Consider the following 17628-nt stretch of genomic DNA (forward strand, 5'->3'; position numbering starts at 1 on the left):
GGCCACGCCGTACGCGTTCAGCGGGTCGGGACCGGTCAGGACCTGCTGCCCGAGGCGACCGGCGCCGGAGCGGAAGCGGAGCCCGTACCGGAGGACGTACCGGAGGCCGAACCGGAGGCCGAACCGGAGGCCACGACCGGCGTGGGGGCCGGTGCCGCCGCGGCGGCCCTGGCGGCCACCCGGCGCAGGTACAGGTTGTTGAAGACCAGCGCGGCCGCCGTGAGCGAGGCACCGACGATCTGCATGCCGGCCGGGACGACACCGGTCAGGGCGGAGATCACGAACGCGGTGATCGGCACCACGTCCATGAAGAGGACGCCGTTGAGCGGGCCGAGGTAGCGGTTGCCGAAGTTCCAGCCGAGGACACCGACGAAGCCGGCGATGACGCTCATGTAGGCCAGCTGGGGAAGGATCGAGCCCACGGCACCCGCCGTCGGGACCGGGACGCCGCCGGTGGCCAGGATGACCGCCGTGATCACGGCGGCGCTGGCGAGGCCGAGGACCGTGGTGATGGCCGTGTACTTGATCGGGGACCAGGTCGGGAAGTAGCTCGCGCCCGAGGTGTAGACGACCCAGCACAGCGCGGCGAAGAGCAGCAGGGCGTCGGCGCCGGCCGTCTTCGGGTCGGCGATCAGCGAGCCGATGTCACCGTCGGAGACGACGAGGATGGTGCCGACGAAGGACATCGCGATGAAGACGAGCGAGAACTTCGGCGGAACGACCTTCTTCAGCACCCAGTTCACCAGGAAGCCCATCATGGGCATGGTCGCCATCATGATCGAGGCGTTCAGCGCGCCCCGCGCCCCGATGAGGTCCTGGCCGAAGAAGACCAGGAACTGGAAGCCCGCGAAGCCGGCCGTGCCGAACAGCCAGGCCAGACCGATGCGTTCGCCCTTGAGACGCAGCCCTGCCCTGCCCTCGCGGAGGCGGAGGAAGACCAGGAACATCGCACCGGCGATGGTGTAGCGCATCACGGTGAAGGTGAAGGGGTCGATGTGCTTCAGGGTGGAGTCCATGAGGGGGAACATCGCGCCCCAGGACACCGTGGCCAGGAGGCAGAGGAGAACGCCTCGCGTGTACGTGTTCTGACTGTTCATGAGTCTTCCTGTCGGGCCTGAGCCGGCTGGGAGTGGGAGGTGCGGGGAGGGGAGGGGCCGGGTCCTGCGGAGGGGGTGGGGAACCCGGCCCCCGGACGGGGGACGGGCGGATCAGACCCCGACCGGCTCCGGCTCGCGGGACTCCGCGGGCCGGATGTCGAGCAGCGGCAGGACCGACTCCAGGAGCTGGGCGGCCCGGACCTTGCCGGTCGGGCTGTACGGGATGGCGTCGACGGGGACGACGTACGCCGGGAGGCAGGGCACGCGGCGGGCGCAGGCGGCGCTGACCGCCCGGTAGCCGCTCTCCTGCCGCTCGGGCGCGACGGGGGTGAAGGGCACGACGAGCACCTCGCCCGCGCCGGGGAGCTTCGTCCGCAGGACGGCCGTCTCGCGGACGCAGGGCAGGTCCATCAGATCGGCTTCGAGGCCGAAGATGTTGACGTCGAGCGGCTTGCCCGCCTCGGCCTTCGCCACGCCGTCGTTGCGGCCGGTGAGTTCGAGCCGGCCCGCCTCGTCGACGAGCCCGCTGTCGCCGGTGAGCAGGAAGCGCTGCGTACGGCCGCCGTAGTCCAGCGTCATGAAGTCGGGCTCGCTCGTCGCGTAACTGTCCATCAGCTGGTAGCTGGCGATGGCGACCCGGCCCCGGCTGCCCTTCGGGAGCGGCTTGTTGTCGGCGTCGAGGACGACGACGGTGTTGCCGGGCATCGGGCGGCCGGAGCGGCAGGGCGCCACGTGCAGCTCCTCGGGGCCGATCATGACGTTCACGCCGGTCTCGGTCGTCCCGTAGTAGAGGTGGAGCACCGGACCGAGGCGGTCCCAGGCGTTGTTGATGACCCACCGGTTGAGGTGCCGGCCGCCGGAGAGCACGAAGTGCAGGCGGGAGGTCTTGTGCAGGTGCTCCGAGTTCGGGTGGGCGACGACCCGGGCCAGGACCGGCGGCACCATGAGGGTGGTGGAGACGCCCTCGTCCTGGATGATGCGGATGAGCTCCTCGGCGTCGTCGTGCGGCCCGAGGACGACGGTGCCGCCCAGGGTGAGGAAGATCCGCGCCCAGCCCGGCCCGGAGGCGTGGTAGAGCGGCACCGTGACGAGGTGGACGTCCTCTTCGTCGAAGGCGTACTGGTCGACGAGGTCGGCGAAGCGGCGGGCCTCGAAGGAGGTGCGCCGGACGACCATCTTGGGGACGCCGCTGGTGCCGGAGGTGAAGGAGAAGGCCTCGAAGGGCTGCTCCACCGGCTGCGGTTCGCCCGGCGCCGACACGAGGAGGTCGGTGAAGCTGACCGAGACGGTCTGGCCGTCGGGCAGGCCCACGGGCTCGCTGTCGATGAATATGTCGAGTATGTCCCGGCCGCCCGGCCAGCCGCACTCCTCGACCAGGCCGCGGTGGGCCTTCGAGGTGATGACGACGGTCGGCTCCAGCTGGTCGAGCGCGGCGGCGGTGGCGACGGTCCCGGCGGTGTAGTCGAGGCCGACGCAGGGGATGCCGAGGGAGCTGACGGCGGCCATGGAGACCACCAGCTCCCAGCTGTTCTCGGCGAGGAAGACCGCGCGGGCGGGCCGGGCCTCGGGCAGCAGGTCCTGGATGGCGCAGGCCACCCGGCTGACCTTGTCGGCGAAGCTCGCCCAGGTCATGCGGGTCTCGCCGTCGACGACGGCGACGCGCTGGGGCCAGCGGGCGGCGTGCTTGCGGATGTCCGCGATCTTGATCATGGATCTCTCTCCTCGGGGTGGTCGGGCCTCGGGATCGGGGTGGGGATCAGCCGGTGGCGACGGCGGTCGCGGCGGCCGTGACGGTGGCCGCGGTGGTGCCGGTGGCCGAGACGGCGGCGGCGGCACCGGCGAGCTGCTCGGTGGTGAGGCTCTCGGCGGTGAGGCTCTCGGCGGTGAGGCTCTCGACCGTCAGGTGGTCGGCCGTCAGGTGGTCGGCCGTCAGGTGGTCGGCCGTCAGGTGGTCGGCCGTGGCCGGTACGGAGCCGGTGGCGGCGGCCTGGACGGCGAGCTCACGGGCGGAGACGGTCGGGTTCCGCAGCGTGTAGATCTCGCAGCCGCTGGAGCGGAGCGTGTCGATCTGACTGAGCGTCCGCTCGCAGAGCTTCTCGCCGGGCACCGTGATGGGGATGCCGGGCGGGTAGGCGATGATGAAGTGCTCGGAGGTGCCCGTGGCCAGGGCCGCGGAGGCGCTCCGGTAGGTGCGCTGGATGGTGCGCAGGGCGTCGAGGAGACGCAGCAGGGTGGCCTCGTCCACACCGATGTGGATGTGGAAGAGGACGGCGTCGCCGCTCTCCCGCGCCACGTACAGCGCGTACTCGTCGAAGAGCATCCGGCGGAAGTCCGCGGCCGTGATGCCGAGGGCGCTGATGTCGACGAGGACCCGGGTGGGGTCGTCGCTGACGAGCTGCGCGGCGTCGGTGAGGTGGCCGTCGGGTCCGAGCGGCCGGTACGCGGAGAGCCGCGGGTCCGTGGCGAGTTCGACGCGCAGGGTGCGGGCGAGCCCGAGGGAGCGGCCGAGGAGCGACTCGCCCTCGGTCTCGGCCTGGAGCCGGGCCAGGTCCAGGCTGGCGAGGACGGGCCAGCTGGGCGAGGTGGTGTGGTGCTGGAAGAGGGCCTGCGCGGTGCGTTCCTGGGCCTCGCCGTCGCCGATGAGGTGCAGGTAGGAGCCCTGGCGGAGCGCCGACATCGACTTGTGCGCGGAGTGGGTGACGGCCACGTTCATGGCGAGCCGGGGGTCGGCGGCGCGCAGCGCCTCGACGGCGTGCAGCGCGGTGAGCGGGCGCAGCCGGGGGTGGAAGCGGTGGGCGGCGCCCCAGGCCTCGTCGACCAGGACGGAGACGGTGGGGTGGACGGCGGCGAGCTCGGCGAGGACGGTCGGCAGGTCGTACCGGACGCCGTCGTAGGAGACGGCGGAGAGGACGACGGTGTCGAAGGGCCGGCCCTCGGCCGCGGCGGCGCGGAACATCTCCAGGAGCCGGGGCAGGTCGGCGTACGTCCGGGGGCAGCCGTCGCAGCAGCGCTGCATGGGGGCGTACGCGACCTGGACGCCGAGCGAGTTGAGGGCGAAGTGCACCGACTGGTGGCAGGAGCGGTCCGCGAGGACGCGGGAGCCGGGCTGGGTCAGCGCGGTCAGGGCGACCCGGTTGGCGGTGCTGGTGCCGGCGGAGAGGAAGAAGGTGGCGTCGGCGCCGAAACTGCGGGCCGCCAGGCGCTGGGCCTCGCGGAGCGGTCCCCGCGGCCGGAAGAAGGAGTCGAGCATCGTGCCGCTGTAGGACACGTCGGCCGCGAGCTGCGCGACGCCGAAGAGCGCCTCGTAGGTCTCCCGCATGTGGGAGTCGCGGATAGACCGGCCGTGCGAGAGCGGCAGCGCGTGGAACGTGGCGATGTCACGTCGGGCGACTGCGAGCACGGCGTCGGCGAGGGGGGTCCTGCCGTCCGGGTAGGCCCCGGAGCGAGCCGGCAGTGTCGCCGGCTCCGGAGTGGAGCTGGTGGATGCGGTCATGGACCCATGAAATAAAAACCTTCGCGAAGGTATCAACTATCATCAGTGAAGCTGATGGACGGCCGGGAGGACCCCCCGGCCGACCAGCGGCGATGAGGAGGCCCTAGGCGGAGGCCCGGCGCGGACGGGCCACGAGTTCGCCGCCGCAGTTGGGACAGACGTCGTTCATCGCGTCGGCGCAGGGCACGCAGTAGCTGCACTCGTACGAACAGATCCGCGCGGGCCCGTCCGCCGTCAGGGTCGCCGTCTCACAGCGCTCGCACCGGTCTCGCATCTCCAGGGCCATGATCGGCTCCCCCTCCTCGTACGACTGAGAACGACTCCATGATCGACTTCGGCCGCCGGCCCCTCAACAGGCCGGCGGCCAAAGACCGACGGAATCGGGCCAGGGCCGTGCGGGAGGTTTTCCGCCGGAACGGCGGATCAGTGCCTGACCAGACAGAACGGGTGGCCCGCCGGGTCCGCGTACACCCGCCAGCTCCGCGTACCCGCCCCGTCGTCGAGCAGCTTCGCGCCCTGCGCGAGGACCTCCTCCTGGGCCGCGTCCAGGTCCGCGACGCCGAGGTCGAGGTGGAACTGCTGGGGGCGCTCCGGGTCCGGCCAGGTCGGCGGGCGGTGGTCGGGCACGCCCTGGAAGCAGAGGACGAGACCGCCGGGCGTGTGCAGCGTGGACCAGGCCTCACCGAGGGACCAGCGGGGGTCGGGCCGGTCGACGTCCCCGCCGAGCACGGCCCGGTAGAACACGGCGAGTTCACGAGGCGCGGAACAGTCCAGGACGATGCACTGCAGGTCGGCGATCATGGACGGATCATAGGCGGGGCCGGACCGGACCGGACCGAACCGGAGCCGGACCAAGCCAGAGCTGGACCAGGCCAGAGCCAGCCGGACCGGACCGGAGCCGGACCAGGCCAGAGCCGGGTAGGCCAGAGCCGGGTCGGCCCGGAACCAGAGCCGCACCAGGCCAGAGCCGGACCCGAACCGGAACCGGACCCGGCCAGAGCCGGACCGGGCCGGAGTCGCGTCGCGATGCGCGGCACCGAGGTCACCCGGCCCGGCGCCCCGCCCCCGCCCGGACGGCGGTCGCCCGGACGACGGTCGCCCGGCAATCCGTGCCCTCCCCGCGCACGTACCCATAGACAGGCACTCCGCGGAAGGAGGAGTGGTCATGCATCCGCTGAAGCGTGCAGCGCTCGCGGTGGCCTCGGTCGCCCTCGCGGCGGCGGGCACCGCGGGCATCGCCGCGGGCCCCGCCTTCGCCGGTCAGCCCAACCAGTCCTGCGAAGAGCAGCCCGTCCGCCCGGGGCAGTCCCCGTCGGCCCCCGGTTCCGCCTTCGACCCCGACGGCGTCGCCGGGACCCACTACGCCGGCGAACAGCCGCAGAACTCCGTCAACCCCCACTCCGTGTCCCAGTACGACGTGGCCTGCTTCCAGGTCTCGACGCACTGACGTCCCCCACCCTGAAGCGGCCTCGGCCCGAACGAGGAGGCGGCCGGCCGCTTCTACTCCGCCCGGGCCCGGCGGGACTGCGTGCGCACCGCGCCCATGCTCGCCCCGATGACCAGGGCTATCGCCAGTGCGTCGGTGGCGGACAGGGCCTGGCTCAGGACGAGGAAGCCGGCCGCCGCCGCGATGGCCGGTTCCAGGCTCATCAGGATCGCGAACGTGGGCGCGGGCAGGCGGCGCAGCGCGAGGAGTTCCAGCGTGTACGGGAGGACCGAGGACATCAGCGCGACCGCGAGGCCCAGGCCGATCGTCGACGGTACGAGGAGCTTGTCGCCCGCCTCCGCGATGCCGAGCGGCAGGCTGAGGACCGCGCCGAAGGCCATCGCGAGCGCGAGCCCGTCCGCCTGCGGGAAGCGGCGGCCGGTACGGGCGCTGAAGACGATGTACGCCGCCCACATCGCCCCCGCCGCGAGCGCGAAGCCCGCACCCAGCGGATCGAGGCGGTCGAAGCCGCCGCCCCCGAGGAGCACGACGCCGCCGAGGGCGAGCCCGGCCCAGAGGAGGTTGACGAGGCGGCGCGAGGCGACGACCGAGAGGATCAGCGGGCCGAGGACCTCCAGGGTCACGGCGGCGCCCAGCGGAATCCGGTCGGCGGCCTGGTAGAAGAGGATGTTCATGCCGGCCATGGCGGTGCCGAAGGCGACGATCGTCCCCCAGTCGGCCCGGCCGTAGCCGCGGACCTTGGGCCGGCACACGATCAGCAGCACGGCGGCGGCGAGCACGAGCCGCAGGGTGACCACGCCGAGCGCTCCGGCGCGCGGCATCAGAAGAACCGCGACGGCCGAGCCGAACTGCACGGACAGCCCGCCGGCGACGACGAGCGCGACGGGCCCGAGCCGGTGACCGGCGGCGGACGGGACCGCCCCGGGGTGCGCCGCGGGCGACGCAGGCGCCGGCGCTGCGGCCTGGGCGGCCACGGGCGCCACGGCCGGAGCCGCCTCCTTGACCGGACTGTCCACCGACGACTCCTTCACCTACACGCGCTAGTTCACTGAACTGAACCTGAAGTCCAGAATAATGCACCCCCGTCCAGGCCCACACCCGGAATTCCCCTCCCACGCTACGAGCCCCCGCGCGGCACGGGAAATGCCGATTGTGCTGCGGTTATGCTCCGGACGCATGAGCATCGAGCTGCGCCACCTCCGCTGCTTCCTCGCCATCGCCGAGGAATCCAGTCTCACCAGGGCGGCCGCCCGGCTCCACCTGACCCAGCCCGCCGTCTCCCGCACCCTGGCCGCCCTGGAGCAGCACCTCGGCGCCCGGCTCGTCGACCGCTCCACCCACCACCTCGCGCTGACCGCCGAAGGCCGCGCGTTCCAGGACCGGGCCGCCGCCGCCCTCGCCGCCTTCGACGCCGCGGTCGACCCGGCGCGCCTGCGGCACCGCCCCCTGCGCCTCGGGCACGCCTGGTCGGCCTTCGGCCCGTACACCACTCCCCTGCTCCGGCGCTGGCAGCGCGCCCACCCCGAGACCCCGCTCGAACTCCTCCGCATCGACGACCGCACCGCCGGCCTCGCCCGCGGCGAGGTCGACGCGGCGCTGCTGCGCGGGGCGGTGGAGGCGCCGGGCCTGGTCACGGCGGAGCTCACGACCGAGGAGCGGGTGACCGCGCTCCCCGCCGACAGCCCCCTGGCGGACCGTCCCCGTCTCACCCTCGACGACCTCGCGGGCGAGACGGTCGTCCTCAACACCGTCTCGGGCACGACCACGCTGTCCCTCTGGCCGGCCACCGCCCGCCCGGGGGCGACGCTGACGGTCGCCAACACCGACGACTGGCTCACGGCGATCGCCGCCGGCCGGGGCATCGGCGTCTCCTCCGCCTCCACGGCGGCCCTCCACCCCCACCCGGGCGTCGCCTACCGCCCCCTCACCGACGCACCTCCGCTCCCGGTCGTCCTGGCCTGGCGCGACGCCTTCCCGCACCCGGCGACGGAGGAACTGGTGGCGATGGCCCGGGAGATCGTCAGCGGAAGCTGACCACCTCGGCCGGGTCCCGGCGTCCCCACGTCCCCACGTCCCCACGTCCCGACGTCCCGACGTCCCGCCGCAGGGGGCGCGCGAACCGGTGACTGTCATAGGTGCTTGTTACGGTCGTCGTGTTACGAAGGTCCTTGACTCAGGGGGTAGTTGTGGGCGATCACGACATGCGCGCGTTCGGTGTCGGCCTGTTCGATCAGTGGACGGCCATGTGGAACGGCGACCTCGATCTCGTCCACGAGATCATGGCGCCCGCCTTCGTGCTGCGGTACGCACAGGCGGGCACCGAAGGCTTCGACGAGGTCCGGACCCCGCAGCAGCTCGCCGAGATCGTCGCCGCCTGGCACAAGTCCCGCACCGGGCTTCTCTTCGCGGCGGAGGGGACCGCCGTCGTCGACCTCTCGCCTGCCGACGGCGCGCCGACCGGACTGGTCGCGCGTCCCTACCTCGCGAGCTTCGCCGGCGAGGACGGTGCGCGGGTCGCCAGGAGCGGAGTCGACGTCCTCAGCGTGCGCGAGGGGTTGATCGTCGAGGTCTGGTCGGTCTCCTCCGGTGCCGCCGGCCGGACGTTCTACCGCTAGGGGGTGTCACGCCGCGAGCCCGGCCTGATCGGCAAGACACCCCCTAGGGGCGCCTCTCGGCGGTCGCCGATCCGCGGCGGTCCTCCACCCCGTCCGCCAGTACCTCCGCCACGTGCCGCCCCCGCGAGGCCGTCAGGTCTCCGATCTGCGTCCTGCACGAGAAGCCGTCCGCCAGGACCACCGCGTCCCCGGCTGCTCGCAGCGCCGGCAGGAGCTGGTCCTCCGCGCACGCCACCGACACCTCGTAGTGGCCCGGTTCGAAGCCGAAGTTGCCCGCCAGGCCGCAGCAGCCGCCCGCGAGGTCGCCCGTGAGGCCGGCCCGTTCCCGGAGGCGGCGGTCCGCCGCGTCGCCGAGGACGGCGTGCTGGTGGCAGTGGGTCTGGCCGGTGACCGGGCGGTCGAGGCGCGGCGGGGTCCAGTCGGGGGCCAGCTGTTCCAGGGCCTCCGCGAAGGTGCGGACCGCTGCCGCCAGGCGTGCGGCGCGCGGGTCGTCCGGGAGCAGTTCGGGCAGGTCGGTGCGGAGGGTGGCCGCGCAGGAGGGTTCCAGGACCACGACGGGGCGGCCCGCCTCGCCCATCACGTCCAGCGTCCGCCGCATCACCTTGCGGGCCGCGCCCAATTGGCCCGTCGACACGTACGTCAGCCCGCAGCAGACGCGGCCCGGCGGCAGCTCCACCCCGAGCCCCGCGTCCTCCAGGACCCGGACGGCGGCCTCGCCCACCTCCGGCGCCAGGTGGTTCGTGAACGTGTCCGGCCACAGGGTGAGCGACGGCCGCCGGGTCGAGGCGCGCTGGGCGAACCAGTACGCGAAGGACCGCTCCGCCACCCTCGGCATCGTCCGCTCCGGCGTCACCCCCGCCAGCGACGCCGCGAACGGCAGCCGCAGCGCCGCGTTCAGTCCCCGCCCGAAGTGCGCCAGCCAGCCCGGCAGCCGGCCCATGGTCCAGTGCGAGCGGGGGCGACGCCACAGCCCCGTCAGGCCCGCGTAGTGCCGGTCCAGGAACTCCGCCTTGTACGCCGCCATGTCGACGCCCACCGGGCAGTCGCTGCGGCACCCCTTGCAGGACAGGCACAGGTCGAGCGCCTCCCGGACCTCCTCCGAACGCCAGCCGTCGGTGATCACCTCGCCCAGCGCCATCTCGTGCAGCAGCCGCGCCCGGCCCCGGGTGGAGTGCCTCTCCTCGCCCGTCGCCCGGTACGAGGGACACATCACCCCCGGGGAAGGGGCCTCGCTCGGCCCGGCCACCCGGCACTTCGCCACACCCACGCACCTCGCGGCGGCCCTTCCCACCCCCACCACCGGCAGGCCCTCGAACCGGAGTCCCTCGTCGAGCCGCCGCGGCCTCACCAGCATCCCCGGGTTCAGGCCCCCGTCCGGGTCCCACACGTCCTTGACGGCGCCGAAGAGGCCGACCAGCTCCTCCCCGTACATCCTCGGCAGCAGCTCGGCCCGCGCCTGCCCGTCGCCGTGCTCCCCGGAGAGCGAGCCGCCGTGGGCGACCACGAGGTCGGCGACCGCCTCCGAGAAGCGGCGGAAGTCCCGTACGCCCTTCCCCGTCCACAGGTCGAAGTCGATCCGCACGTGCACGCAGCCGTCGCCGAAGTGCCCGTACGGAACTCCCCTGAGGCCGAAATCGGCCAGCAGCGCACGGAAGTCACGGAGGTACGCGCCCAGCCGGGCCGGCGGCACCGCGCAGTCCTCCCACCCCGGCCAGGCGTCACCGCCCCCCGGCATCCGTGTCGCCGTCCCCGCCGCGTCCTCCCGGATCCGCCACAGCGCCCGCTGTCCGGCCGGCTCCCGCACCACGACCGCGTCCAGCGCGTCCGCCGCCCGGACCAGCTCACGCGCCGCGCCCGCGCCGTCCACCTCGCAGAACAGCCACGCTCCGCCCCGGGGCAGTCCCGCGGCACCCCGTACGAGATCGGCCGCCATGCCCTCCACGGTCAGCGGCCCTCCCCCACTCTCGGCTCCGCGCGAGCGGGGGGACCCCCATGGGAGCAGCCCCGCCGCCGCGTCCGCCGCCGCCGTCTCGTCCGCGTACCCCAGGACCACGAGGACCGGCTCGGCGGGCAGCGGGACGAGCGACACCGTCGCCTCCGTCACCACGCCGAGCGTGCCCTCGCTGCCGCAGAAGGAGCGGGCGACGTCCCGGCCGCGTTCGGGGAGCAGCGCGTCGAGGGCGTAGCCGGAGATGCGGCGGGGCAGTCCGGCCGGGTAGCCGGTCCGGAGGAGGGCGAGGTGGCGGTCGACGAGGTCGAGGAGTCCGGCGGGGGCGCCCCGCCCCTCCCTCCCCAACGTCAACCTCTCTCCTCCGTACGTCACCACTTCCAGTGAGCGCACGTTGTCCGCCGTGGTCCCCCAGGCGACCGAGTGCGCCCCGCACGCGTTGTTGCCGATCATGCCGCCGAGGGTGCAGCGGCTGTGCGTGGAGGGGTCGGGGCCGAAGGTCAGGCCGTACGGGCGGGCCGCCGCCCGCAGCCGGTCCAGGACGAGGCCCGGCCGGACCACCGCCGTCCGCGCCTCGGGGTCCAGCGAGACGATCCCGTCCATGTGCCGTGTGAGGTCGAGCACGACGCCGGTGCCGGTCGCCTGGCCTCCGATCGAGGTCCCGGCGCCCCGCGCGACGACCGGAGTGGTGCCGTGCGCCCGGCACACCTCCAGGACGGCGGCGACGTCGGCGGCGTCGCGCGGCGCGACCGTACCGGCCGGAACGCGGCGGTAGTTGGAGGCGTCCATCGTCGTCAGGGCCCTCGCCGTGACGGAGAAGTCGACCTCTCCGGCGACGGCCGCGCGCAGGTCGGAGGCCAGTCCGGAGGCGTGTTCCTCGTGTCTTCCCACAAGCCCAGGATGTCTCAGTCCTCGTCTCATCGGGCGGACATCCGGCGACCGGTCCCGCCCCGAACCGATACTCTCCGCCTCGTGGCTGAGATCCAGATTCCCGCTGACATCAAGCCCGCCGACGGCCGTTTCGGCGCGGGCCCCTCCAAGGTGCGTACGGAGGCGCTGGACGCCCTGGCCGCCACCGGCACCTCCCTCCTCGGCACGTCCCACCGCCAGGCTCCGGTCAAGAACCTGGTCGGCGAGGTACGTACCGGCATCTCCGACCTCTTCTCGCTGCCCGAGGGCTACGAGGTGATCCTGGGCAACGGCGGCTCCACCGCCTTCTGGGACGTCGCGACCCACGGTCTGATCGAGAACAAGTCGCAGCACCTCACCTTCGGCGAGTTCTCCTCCAAGTTCGCGAAGGCCGCCAAGCTGGCTCCCTGGCTTGCCGAGCCGACCGTGATCTCCTCCGACCCGGGCACCCACCCGGAGCCGGTGGCCGAGGCGGGCGTCGACGTCTACGCGTACACGCACAACGAGACCTCCACCGGTGTCGCCGCCCCGCTGAAGCGGGTCGCGGGCGCCGACGAGGGCGCGCTCGTCCTGGTCGACGCGACCTCCGGCGCGGGCGGCCTCCCGGTCGACATCACCGAGACGGACGTCTACTACTTCGCCCCGCAGAAGTCCTTCGCCGCCGAGGGCGGTCTGTGGCTGGCGGCCTTCTCCCCGGCCGCCCTGGAGCGGGCGCAGAAGATCCACGCCTCGGGCCGGCACATCCCCGAGTTCTTCTCCCTGCCGACGGCGATCGACAACTCGCTGAAGAACCAGACGTACAACACCCCGGCGCTGTCGACCCTCTTCCTGCTCAACGAGCAGCTGAAGTGGATCAACGGCCAGGGCGGTCTGGACTGGGCCGTGGCCCGGACGAAGGAGTCCTCGGACGCCCTCTACACGTGGGCCGAGGAGTCGAAGTACGCGACGCCGTTCGTCACCGACCCGGCGAAGCGCTCGCAGGTCATCGGCACGATCGACTTCGCGGACGAGATCGACGCGGCGGCGGTCGCGAAGGTGCTGCGCGCCAACGGCATCGTGGACACCGAGCCGTACCGCAAGCTGGGCCGCAACCAGCTGCGGATCGCGATGTTCCCGGCGATCGACCCGGCGGACGTGCGGGCCCTGACGGCCTGCATCGACTACGTCATCGGGCAGCTGTAGTACCCCGTCCCGTACGAAGGGCCCGGCGCCGGACATCGTCCGCGCCGGGCCCTTCGGCTATCCCTTCCTCAGCAGGCGCTTGACGCCGACCACGAGGACGGTGGCGCTGGCGAGGACGAGGAAGCCGGTGGTGGCGCTCCCGCCCCCCTCGCTGCCCTGGCCTCCCTGGCCTCCCTGGCCTCCCGCGGACGGGGAGTCGGGCGAGCCGCCCGGTGTCTCCGTCGGTTTCGTCGAAGGCCCGCCGGAGGTCCGGTCCACCCGCACCACCCGGCTGTTCCTGCCCTCCGAGCCGAACATGAAGGCCGAGCCGTCGGTCGTGTACGTCACCGATTCCGCCTGGCCCTGGAAGGGGGCCCCGACCGCCGTGCCCTCGTCGGCGAGGCGGCCGTCCCTCCAGGCGTACTCCTTGGCGCTGAAGTAGCCGCGCAGGACGAGCCGGTCGCCGTCCGGGGAGAAGGCGCCGTCGGTCACCCAGGGGACCTCGTCGACGCGCCGGAAGACGTTCGTGCCGGACGTGGAGAGGTGCTCGGGGCCCGCGTACAGGCCGCCGCCGTCCTCGTTCTTGCTCGCGATGTACACCCGGCCGGTCTTCGGATGGACCATCAGGGCCTCGGCGTTGCGGGCCCCGTCGGCGTACTTCACGACGTACTGCCGCGCGCGGACGGTCTGGTCCTTCAGGGTCTCCGGCTCGGGGAAGCGGTAGATCCAGACGTGGTCCCAGGAGCCGTCGAGGTTGTCGCCGATGTCGCCGACGTAGATGTCGCCGTCCGGGCCGACGGCGATCGCCTCCATGTCGCGGGGGGTGCCGACGCCGGCCATGGTCAGGGTCGCGACGGTCTTTCCCGTACGGGAGTCGATGCCGTAGATCAGGGGCGCGTCCTGGTCGTTGTGCGTCCAGTAGATCCCCGGGTGGGCCCGGCTCGCGGCGAGGCCGCTGGACTCGGTGATCCGGGAGTCCTCGATCGTGAAGTCCCGGTCGGGTTCCTGCCCTTGGGCACGGGCGTGACCGGCCGGGAGCAGCGCCAGGGCAGCGGCCGCGCCGAGGGCGCACAGAGCAGATCGCATGGGATCAAGCCTGCCATGACGCCGGGGAAACCCGCTTGACCAGCATCGGAGGCCCTGTCATGGTCGCGCCCATGCCTACCTTCTCCGCCTCCGACGGGACCCTGCTCGCGTACCACGCGTCCGGTTCCGGCGCCCCGCTGATCTGTCTGCCCGGCGGCCCCATGCAGGACTCCGTGTACCTCGGTGACCTGGGCGGTCTCGACGCCCACCGGACGCTGATCCGCCTCGACCTGCGGGGCACGGGCGGGTCCGCGGCGCCGGAGGACCCGGCCTCGTACCGCTGCGACCGGCTCGTCGAGGACGTGGAGGCGCTGCGCGCGCACCTCGGGCTGGACACGATCGACCTCCTCGGGCACTCGGCGGGCGCGAACCTGGCCGCGCTGTACGTGACCCGGCATCCGGAGCGGGTGGCGCGGCTGGTGCTCCTCACCCCGGGCACGGCGGCGGTCGGGCTCGACACGAGCGGTGAGGAGCGGCTCGCGGCGGCGCGGCAGGCGTGGCGCGAGGAGGAGCCGTGGTTCGGTCCGGCGTACGCGGCGCTGGAGGAGCTGGCGGCGGGACGCGGTTCGGCGGAGACCTTCCAGGCCGTCGCGCCGTTCTTCCACGGGACCTGGGACGAGGCCGCGCGGGAGCGGCACGCCGACAGCCACCGGCAGCGGAACGGGGAGGCCGCGGGCGTCTACGCGAGCGAGGGCGCGTTCGAACCGGCGGCCACGCGCGCGGTGTTCGCGGAGTTCGACCGTCCGGTGCTCGTCGTGGCCGGGGAGGGCGACGCGAACACTCCGGTGCCGACGGCCACCGCGTACGCCGGGCTGTTCCCGAAGGCGGAGCTCGCCGTCCTGGCGGGGGCGGGGCACTTCCCGTGGCACGACGACGCGGAGGGGGTCGCGTCGACGGTGGACGGTTTCCTGGCGTAGCCGGCGCAGGGCCCGTGTCCCGGATCACGTCGCAGCTCCGGGACACGGTCCGCGATGATGTGACCATGCGTTTTCTGTTCGTCGGCGACAGCATGACCATCGGACGCGCCGGCGACTGGACCTGGCGTTACCGCATGTGGGAGCACCTGGAGTCGACGCTCCCGGGCGGGTACGAGATCGTCGGACCGCGCTCCGGCCTGTACGACCCCGCCGCCGACGCCCCGGCCTCGGAGGCGTACCCCGACCCGGCGTTCCCCGCCGCCGCCCGGCGTCATCTGGCCGGCTGGGGCGAGGGCTGGCTGCACATGGCGCCGCTGATCGGCGAGACGGTCGCGGCGACGGGGGCGGACGTCCTGCTGATCTCCCTGGGCCTGATCGACCTGGGGTTCTACACGAACAGCGACCAGACGGAGGAGAACGTCCGGGCGTTCGTGGCGGCGGCGCGGGCCGCGAACCCGCGCGTCCGGGCCGTCCTGCTGCCGGTCATCCCGAACGTCCGCGCCGGGTACGACGCCGCTTTCGCCGCCGAGTGCGCCCGCTTCAACGAGCTCCTCGCGAAGGCGGTCGCCGATCTGGACACGGCCGCCTCGCCGCTGCTGCTCGCGACGGTCCCGGAGTCGTACGACCTCCGGGAGGACACGTACGACGGCACGCACCCCGGCCCGACCGGGGAGCGCAAGCTGGCCGCCGCGTTCGCCGACGCGATGCACCAGGCGTGGGGCCTGGGCGGCCCGTACGCCGTCTGAGGGGTCAGGCGGCGCGGACGAGGCGGTTCGCGAAGGTCGACACCGTGTACGCACCGATGCCGAGGCAGACCTCCAGGGCGTTGCGGCGGGTGTAGCCGGCCTTCTCGAAGGCGGCGAGGTCCTCGTCGCTGACGGCTCCGGAGGAGGCGAGGACGCGGAGGGTGAACGTCCGTACGGCGGCGAGGCGTTCGGCGTCGGGGGCCGGCCCGAGGGCGGCCATCTTCGCCTCGTGCATGTCGACGCACAGGTGGCACTGGTTGCGTTCGGCGACGGTCAGGATGACGGTCTCGCGGGAGTGCGGGTCGAGGGTGGTGGACTCGAAGATCGCGCTGAGCTTGAGGAAGCCGTCGAGGGTCTCCGGGGAGGTCTCCTTGAGGAGGGCGACGGTGGCGGCGGTACGGGCGGACATGTCGAGCGGTGCGGACAAGGCGGTTCCCCCAGACTAGAATGGACAACATGGTTGACCATGTCGCTGGAGAAAACGTAAACCAGGTTGTCGATAAAGGCAAGGGAGTACCCGGGAACGACACCCCCGGGTACGAACTCCCCCTGCTCCTCTTCGGCGGCTTCCGCACGCTCATCGACCGGCTCCACGCCCGCCTCGCCGACGAGGGCCACCCCGACATGCGCCCCGCCCACGGCTTCGCCATGCAGGCCATCGGCACCCGGGGCGCCACCGCCAGCGACATCGGACGGCGCCTCGGCGTCTCCAAGCAGGCCGCCGGCAAGACCGTCGACCGGCTGCTCGCCGCCGGCTACGCCGAACGCGCCGACGACCCCGCCGACGCCCGCCGCAAACTCGTCCGGCTCACCCCGCGCGGATACGACGCCCTGGCCCGCTCCGCCGCGATCTTCGACGACCTGCGGGCGGAGTGGGCCGCGACCCTCGGCGCGGACCGCGTCCGCGACATGGAGGCGGCCCTGCGGAACGTCGTCCCCGCGGAGACGGCGTTCCGCCTGGACGCCACGAGCTGGCTGGGAGCCCCTTAGGGAGGGGGCCCCTCAGGGAGGGGGCCCCTCAGGGAGACCCTCAGGGAGAGAGTCCCCTCAGGGGACGGTCACCGGGTCACCGGTCACCAGGTCACCGCATCACCAGGCGAAGGCCTCCGGAGACGGCCCGGGCCCCGGGAAGATCTCGTCGAGCCCGTCCAGAACCTCCTCGCTCAGCTCGAGCTCCAGGGCGCGCAGCGCGCCCGCCAGCTGCTCCGGGGTGCGGGGCCCGACGATGGGACCGGTGACACCGGGACGGGTGAGCAGCCAGGCGAGGGCCGTCTCGCCCGGCTGGAGGCCGTGCTTGTCGAGCAGGTCCTCGTAGGCCTGGAGCCGCGCCCGCGCCGCCGGGTCGGCGAGCGTGGCCGCCGCCCGCCCCTCCGTGCGCCGCTTGCCCTCGGCCTCCTTCTTCAGGACGCCGCCGAGCAGCCCGCCGTGCAGCGGCGACCAGGGGATGACCCCGAGGCCGTACTCCTGCGCGGCCGGGATCACCTCCATCTCGGCGCGCCGCTCGAAGAGGTTGTAGAGGCACTGCTCGCTGACGAGCCCGACCGAGCCGCGCCGGGCGGCGATCTCGTTGGCCTGGGCGATCTTGTAGCCGGGGAAGTTCGAGGAGCCGGCGTACAGCACCTTCCCCTGCTGGATCAGCACGTCGACGGCCTGCCAGATCTCCTCGAAAGGAGTCGCCCGGTCGACGTGGTGGAACTGGTAGACGTCGATGTAGTCCGTCCCCAGCCGCTTCAGGCTGGCCTCCACGGCCCGCCGGATGTTGAGCGCCGAGAGCTTGTCGTGGTTGGGCCAGGCCTCGCCGTCGGGGCCCATGTTCCCGTACACCTTGGTGGCGAGGACGGTACGGTCACGCCGCCCGTCGCCCCGGGCGAACCAGGAGCCGATGATCGACTCCGTACGCCCCTTGTTCTCCGCCCACCCGTACACATTGGCGGTGTCGAAGAAGTTGAGCCCCGCGTCGAGGGCGGTGTCCATGATGGCGTGACTGGTGGCTTCGTCCGTCTGCGGTCCGAAGTTCATCGTCCCGAGGACGAGTCGGCTGACCTTGAGTCCGGTGCGTCCGAGCTGCGTGTACTCCATGGTCGTCAAGCCAACTGCTTCGAGCGCACTCGAAGCAAGGCCCTTCCCACGGCATGGGCAGGGAGCGGGTACGGGGGGCTACTGGCCGGCCAGTGAGGCCACCGCGATGATCGCGAACATCAGTACGAGC

Annotated in this window: 17 protein-coding genes; 7 read left to right on the forward strand and 10 right to left on the reverse strand. The window is 72.9% G+C overall.

Features of this window, described 5'->3' with window-relative positions; genetic code table 11:
- Positions 1-35: 35 nt before the first annotated feature.
- From ACF07V_RS03915 to ACF07V_RS03935, 5 genes are all read right to left on the reverse strand, one after another.
- On the reverse strand, positions 36-1097 hold the full coding sequence (locus ACF07V_RS03915) for a DMT family transporter (protein WP_392151256.1): 1062 nt from the start codon (positions 1095-1097) through the stop codon (positions 36-38).
- Positions 1098-1208: 111 nt separating this feature from the next.
- A complete protein-coding gene (locus ACF07V_RS03920) occupies positions 1209-2807 on the reverse strand; it encodes a class I adenylate-forming enzyme family protein (protein WP_392151257.1) in 1599 nt (532 codons plus the stop codon).
- A 46-nt stretch (positions 2808-2853) separates the two neighbouring features.
- Positions 2854-4590, reverse strand: coding sequence for an arginine decarboxylase (locus tag ACF07V_RS03925; RefSeq protein ID WP_392151258.1), 1737 nt, complete (start codon positions 4588-4590; stop codon positions 2854-2856).
- Positions 4591-4693: 103 nt separating this feature from the next.
- The gene (locus ACF07V_RS03930; RefSeq protein ID WP_392151259.1) at positions 4694-4876 is read right to left on the reverse strand and encodes a DUF1272 domain-containing protein; all 183 of its coding nucleotides are present in this window, start codon (positions 4874-4876) and stop codon (positions 4694-4696) included.
- Positions 4877-5013: 137 nt separating this feature from the next.
- Entirely contained in the window at positions 5014-5391 is a 378-nt protein-coding gene (locus ACF07V_RS03935; protein ID WP_392151260.1) for a VOC family protein, read from the reverse strand.
- Positions 5392-5755: 364 nt separating this feature from the next.
- On the opposite strand from ACF07V_RS03935, the gene ACF07V_RS03940 reads away from it, so the two are divergent.
- Positions 5756-6037: a hypothetical protein gene (locus ACF07V_RS03940; RefSeq protein WP_392151261.1), complete on the forward strand. Its 282-nt coding sequence runs from the start codon at positions 5756-5758 to the stop codon at positions 6035-6037.
- A 53-nt stretch (positions 6038-6090) separates the two neighbouring features.
- On the opposite strand, the gene ACF07V_RS03945 is transcribed toward ACF07V_RS03940, so the two are convergent.
- Positions 6091-7020, reverse strand: coding sequence for a DMT family transporter (locus tag ACF07V_RS03945; protein WP_392151375.1), 930 nt, complete (start codon positions 7018-7020; stop codon positions 6091-6093).
- Between the two features lie 193 nt (positions 7021-7213).
- Here ACF07V_RS03945 and ACF07V_RS03950 point away from each other — a divergent pair, with 193 nt between their 5' ends.
- On the forward strand, positions 7214-8071 hold the full coding sequence (locus ACF07V_RS03950) for a LysR family transcriptional regulator (RefSeq protein ID WP_392151262.1): 858 nt from the start codon (positions 7214-7216) through the stop codon (positions 8069-8071).
- A gap of 152 nt (positions 8072-8223) precedes the next feature.
- On the forward strand, positions 8224-8652 hold the full coding sequence (locus ACF07V_RS03955; protein WP_392151263.1) for a hypothetical protein: 429 nt from the start codon (positions 8224-8226) through the stop codon (positions 8650-8652).
- 43 nt (positions 8653-8695) lie between these two features.
- Here the strand turns inward: ACF07V_RS03955 and ACF07V_RS03960 are convergent, their stop codons facing one another.
- Positions 8696-11521 carry an FAD-binding and (Fe-S)-binding domain-containing protein gene (locus ACF07V_RS03960; protein ID WP_392151264.1) on the reverse strand — a complete coding sequence of 942 codons (2826 nt, stop codon included), beginning with the start codon at positions 11519-11521 and terminating at the stop codon, positions 8696-8698.
- Positions 11522-11572: 51 nt separating this feature from the next.
- Here ACF07V_RS03960 and serC point away from each other — a divergent pair, with 51 nt between their 5' ends.
- On the forward strand, positions 11573-12691 hold the full coding sequence (serC, locus tag ACF07V_RS03965; protein ID WP_392151265.1) for a phosphoserine transaminase: 1119 nt from the start codon (positions 11573-11575) through the stop codon (positions 12689-12691).
- A gap of 57 nt (positions 12692-12748) precedes the next feature.
- Here the strand turns inward: serC and ACF07V_RS03970 are convergent, their stop codons facing one another.
- Positions 12749-13756, reverse strand: coding sequence for a WD40 repeat domain-containing protein (locus tag ACF07V_RS03970; protein WP_392151266.1), 1008 nt, complete (start codon positions 13754-13756; stop codon positions 12749-12751).
- A 71-nt stretch (positions 13757-13827) separates the two neighbouring features.
- On the opposite strand from ACF07V_RS03970, the gene ACF07V_RS03975 reads away from it, so the two are divergent.
- Together ACF07V_RS03975 and ACF07V_RS03980 are read left to right on the forward strand one after the other, a co-directional pair.
- The gene (locus tag ACF07V_RS03975; RefSeq protein WP_392151267.1) at positions 13828-14673 is read left to right on the forward strand and encodes an alpha/beta fold hydrolase; all 846 of its coding nucleotides are present in this window, start codon (positions 13828-13830) and stop codon (positions 14671-14673) included.
- A gap of 65 nt (positions 14674-14738) precedes the next feature.
- Entirely contained in the window at positions 14739-15419 is a 681-nt protein-coding gene (locus tag ACF07V_RS03980; RefSeq protein ID WP_392151268.1) for a GDSL-type esterase/lipase family protein, read from the forward strand.
- Between the two features lie 4 nt (positions 15420-15423).
- Here ACF07V_RS03980 and ACF07V_RS03985 read toward each other — a convergent pair whose 3' ends face one another.
- Positions 15424-15828 (reverse strand): carboxymuconolactone decarboxylase family protein, encoded by a 405-nt coding sequence (locus ACF07V_RS03985; RefSeq protein ID WP_392151376.1) that lies wholly within the window; start codon positions 15826-15828, stop codon positions 15424-15426.
- Between the two features lie 38 nt (positions 15829-15866).
- On the opposite strand from ACF07V_RS03985, the gene ACF07V_RS03990 reads away from it, so the two are divergent.
- Positions 15867-16409, forward strand: coding sequence for a MarR family winged helix-turn-helix transcriptional regulator (locus ACF07V_RS03990; RefSeq protein WP_392151269.1), 543 nt, complete (start codon positions 15867-15869; stop codon positions 16407-16409).
- Between the two features lie 99 nt (positions 16410-16508).
- Here ACF07V_RS03990 and ACF07V_RS03995 read toward each other — a convergent pair whose 3' ends face one another.
- On the reverse strand, positions 16509-17498 hold the full coding sequence (locus ACF07V_RS03995; RefSeq protein WP_392151377.1) for an aldo/keto reductase: 990 nt from the start codon (positions 17496-17498) through the stop codon (positions 16509-16511).
- Positions 17499-17628: the final 130 nt, after the last annotated feature.

This window comes from Streptomyces sp. NPDC015661, assembly GCF_043077765.1.
In the GTDB taxonomy this organism is placed as follows: domain Bacteria; phylum Actinomycetota; class Actinomycetes; order Streptomycetales; family Streptomycetaceae; genus Streptomyces.

Coding starts and splice junctions, on each gene's coding strand:
- ACF07V_RS03915 (WP_392151256.1), bottom strand. CDS start 1,097: ATGAACAGTCAGAACACGTACACGCGAGGCGTTCTCCTCTGCCTCCTG.
- ACF07V_RS03920 (WP_392151257.1), bottom strand. CDS start 2,807: ATGATCAAGATCGCGGACATCCGCAAGCACGCCGCCCGCTGGCCCCAG.
- ACF07V_RS03925 (WP_392151258.1), bottom strand. CDS start 4,590: ATGACCGCATCCACCAGCTCCACTCCGGAGCCGGCGACACTGCCGGCT.
- ACF07V_RS03930 (WP_392151259.1), bottom strand. CDS start 4,876: ATGGCCCTGGAGATGCGAGACCGGTGCGAGCGCTGTGAGACGGCGACC.
- ACF07V_RS03935 (WP_392151260.1), bottom strand. CDS start 5,391: ATGATCGCCGACCTGCAGTGCATCGTCCTGGACTGTTCCGCGCCTCGT.
- ACF07V_RS03940 (WP_392151261.1), top strand. CDS start 5,756: ATGCATCCGCTGAAGCGTGCAGCGCTCGCGGTGGCCTCGGTCGCCCTC.
- ACF07V_RS03950 (WP_392151262.1), top strand. CDS start 7,214: ATGAGCATCGAGCTGCGCCACCTCCGCTGCTTCCTCGCCATCGCCGAG.
- ACF07V_RS03960 (WP_392151264.1), bottom strand. CDS start 11,521: ATGAGACGAGGACTGAGACATCCTGGGCTTGTGGGAAGACACGAGGAA.
- ACF07V_RS03970 (WP_392151266.1), bottom strand. CDS start 13,756: ATGCGATCTGCTCTGTGCGCCCTCGGCGCGGCCGCTGCCCTGGCGCTG.
- ACF07V_RS03975 (WP_392151267.1), top strand. CDS start 13,828: ATGCCTACCTTCTCCGCCTCCGACGGGACCCTGCTCGCGTACCACGCG.
- ACF07V_RS03980 (WP_392151268.1), top strand. CDS start 14,739: ATGCGTTTTCTGTTCGTCGGCGACAGCATGACCATCGGACGCGCCGGC.
- ACF07V_RS03985 (WP_392151376.1), bottom strand. CDS start 15,828: ATGTCCGCCCGTACCGCCGCCACCGTCGCCCTCCTCAAGGAGACCTCC.
- ACF07V_RS03990 (WP_392151269.1), top strand. CDS start 15,867: ATGGACAACATGGTTGACCATGTCGCTGGAGAAAACGTAAACCAGGTT.
- ACF07V_RS03995 (WP_392151377.1), bottom strand. CDS start 17,498: ATGGAGTACACGCAGCTCGGACGCACCGGACTCAAGGTCAGCCGACTC.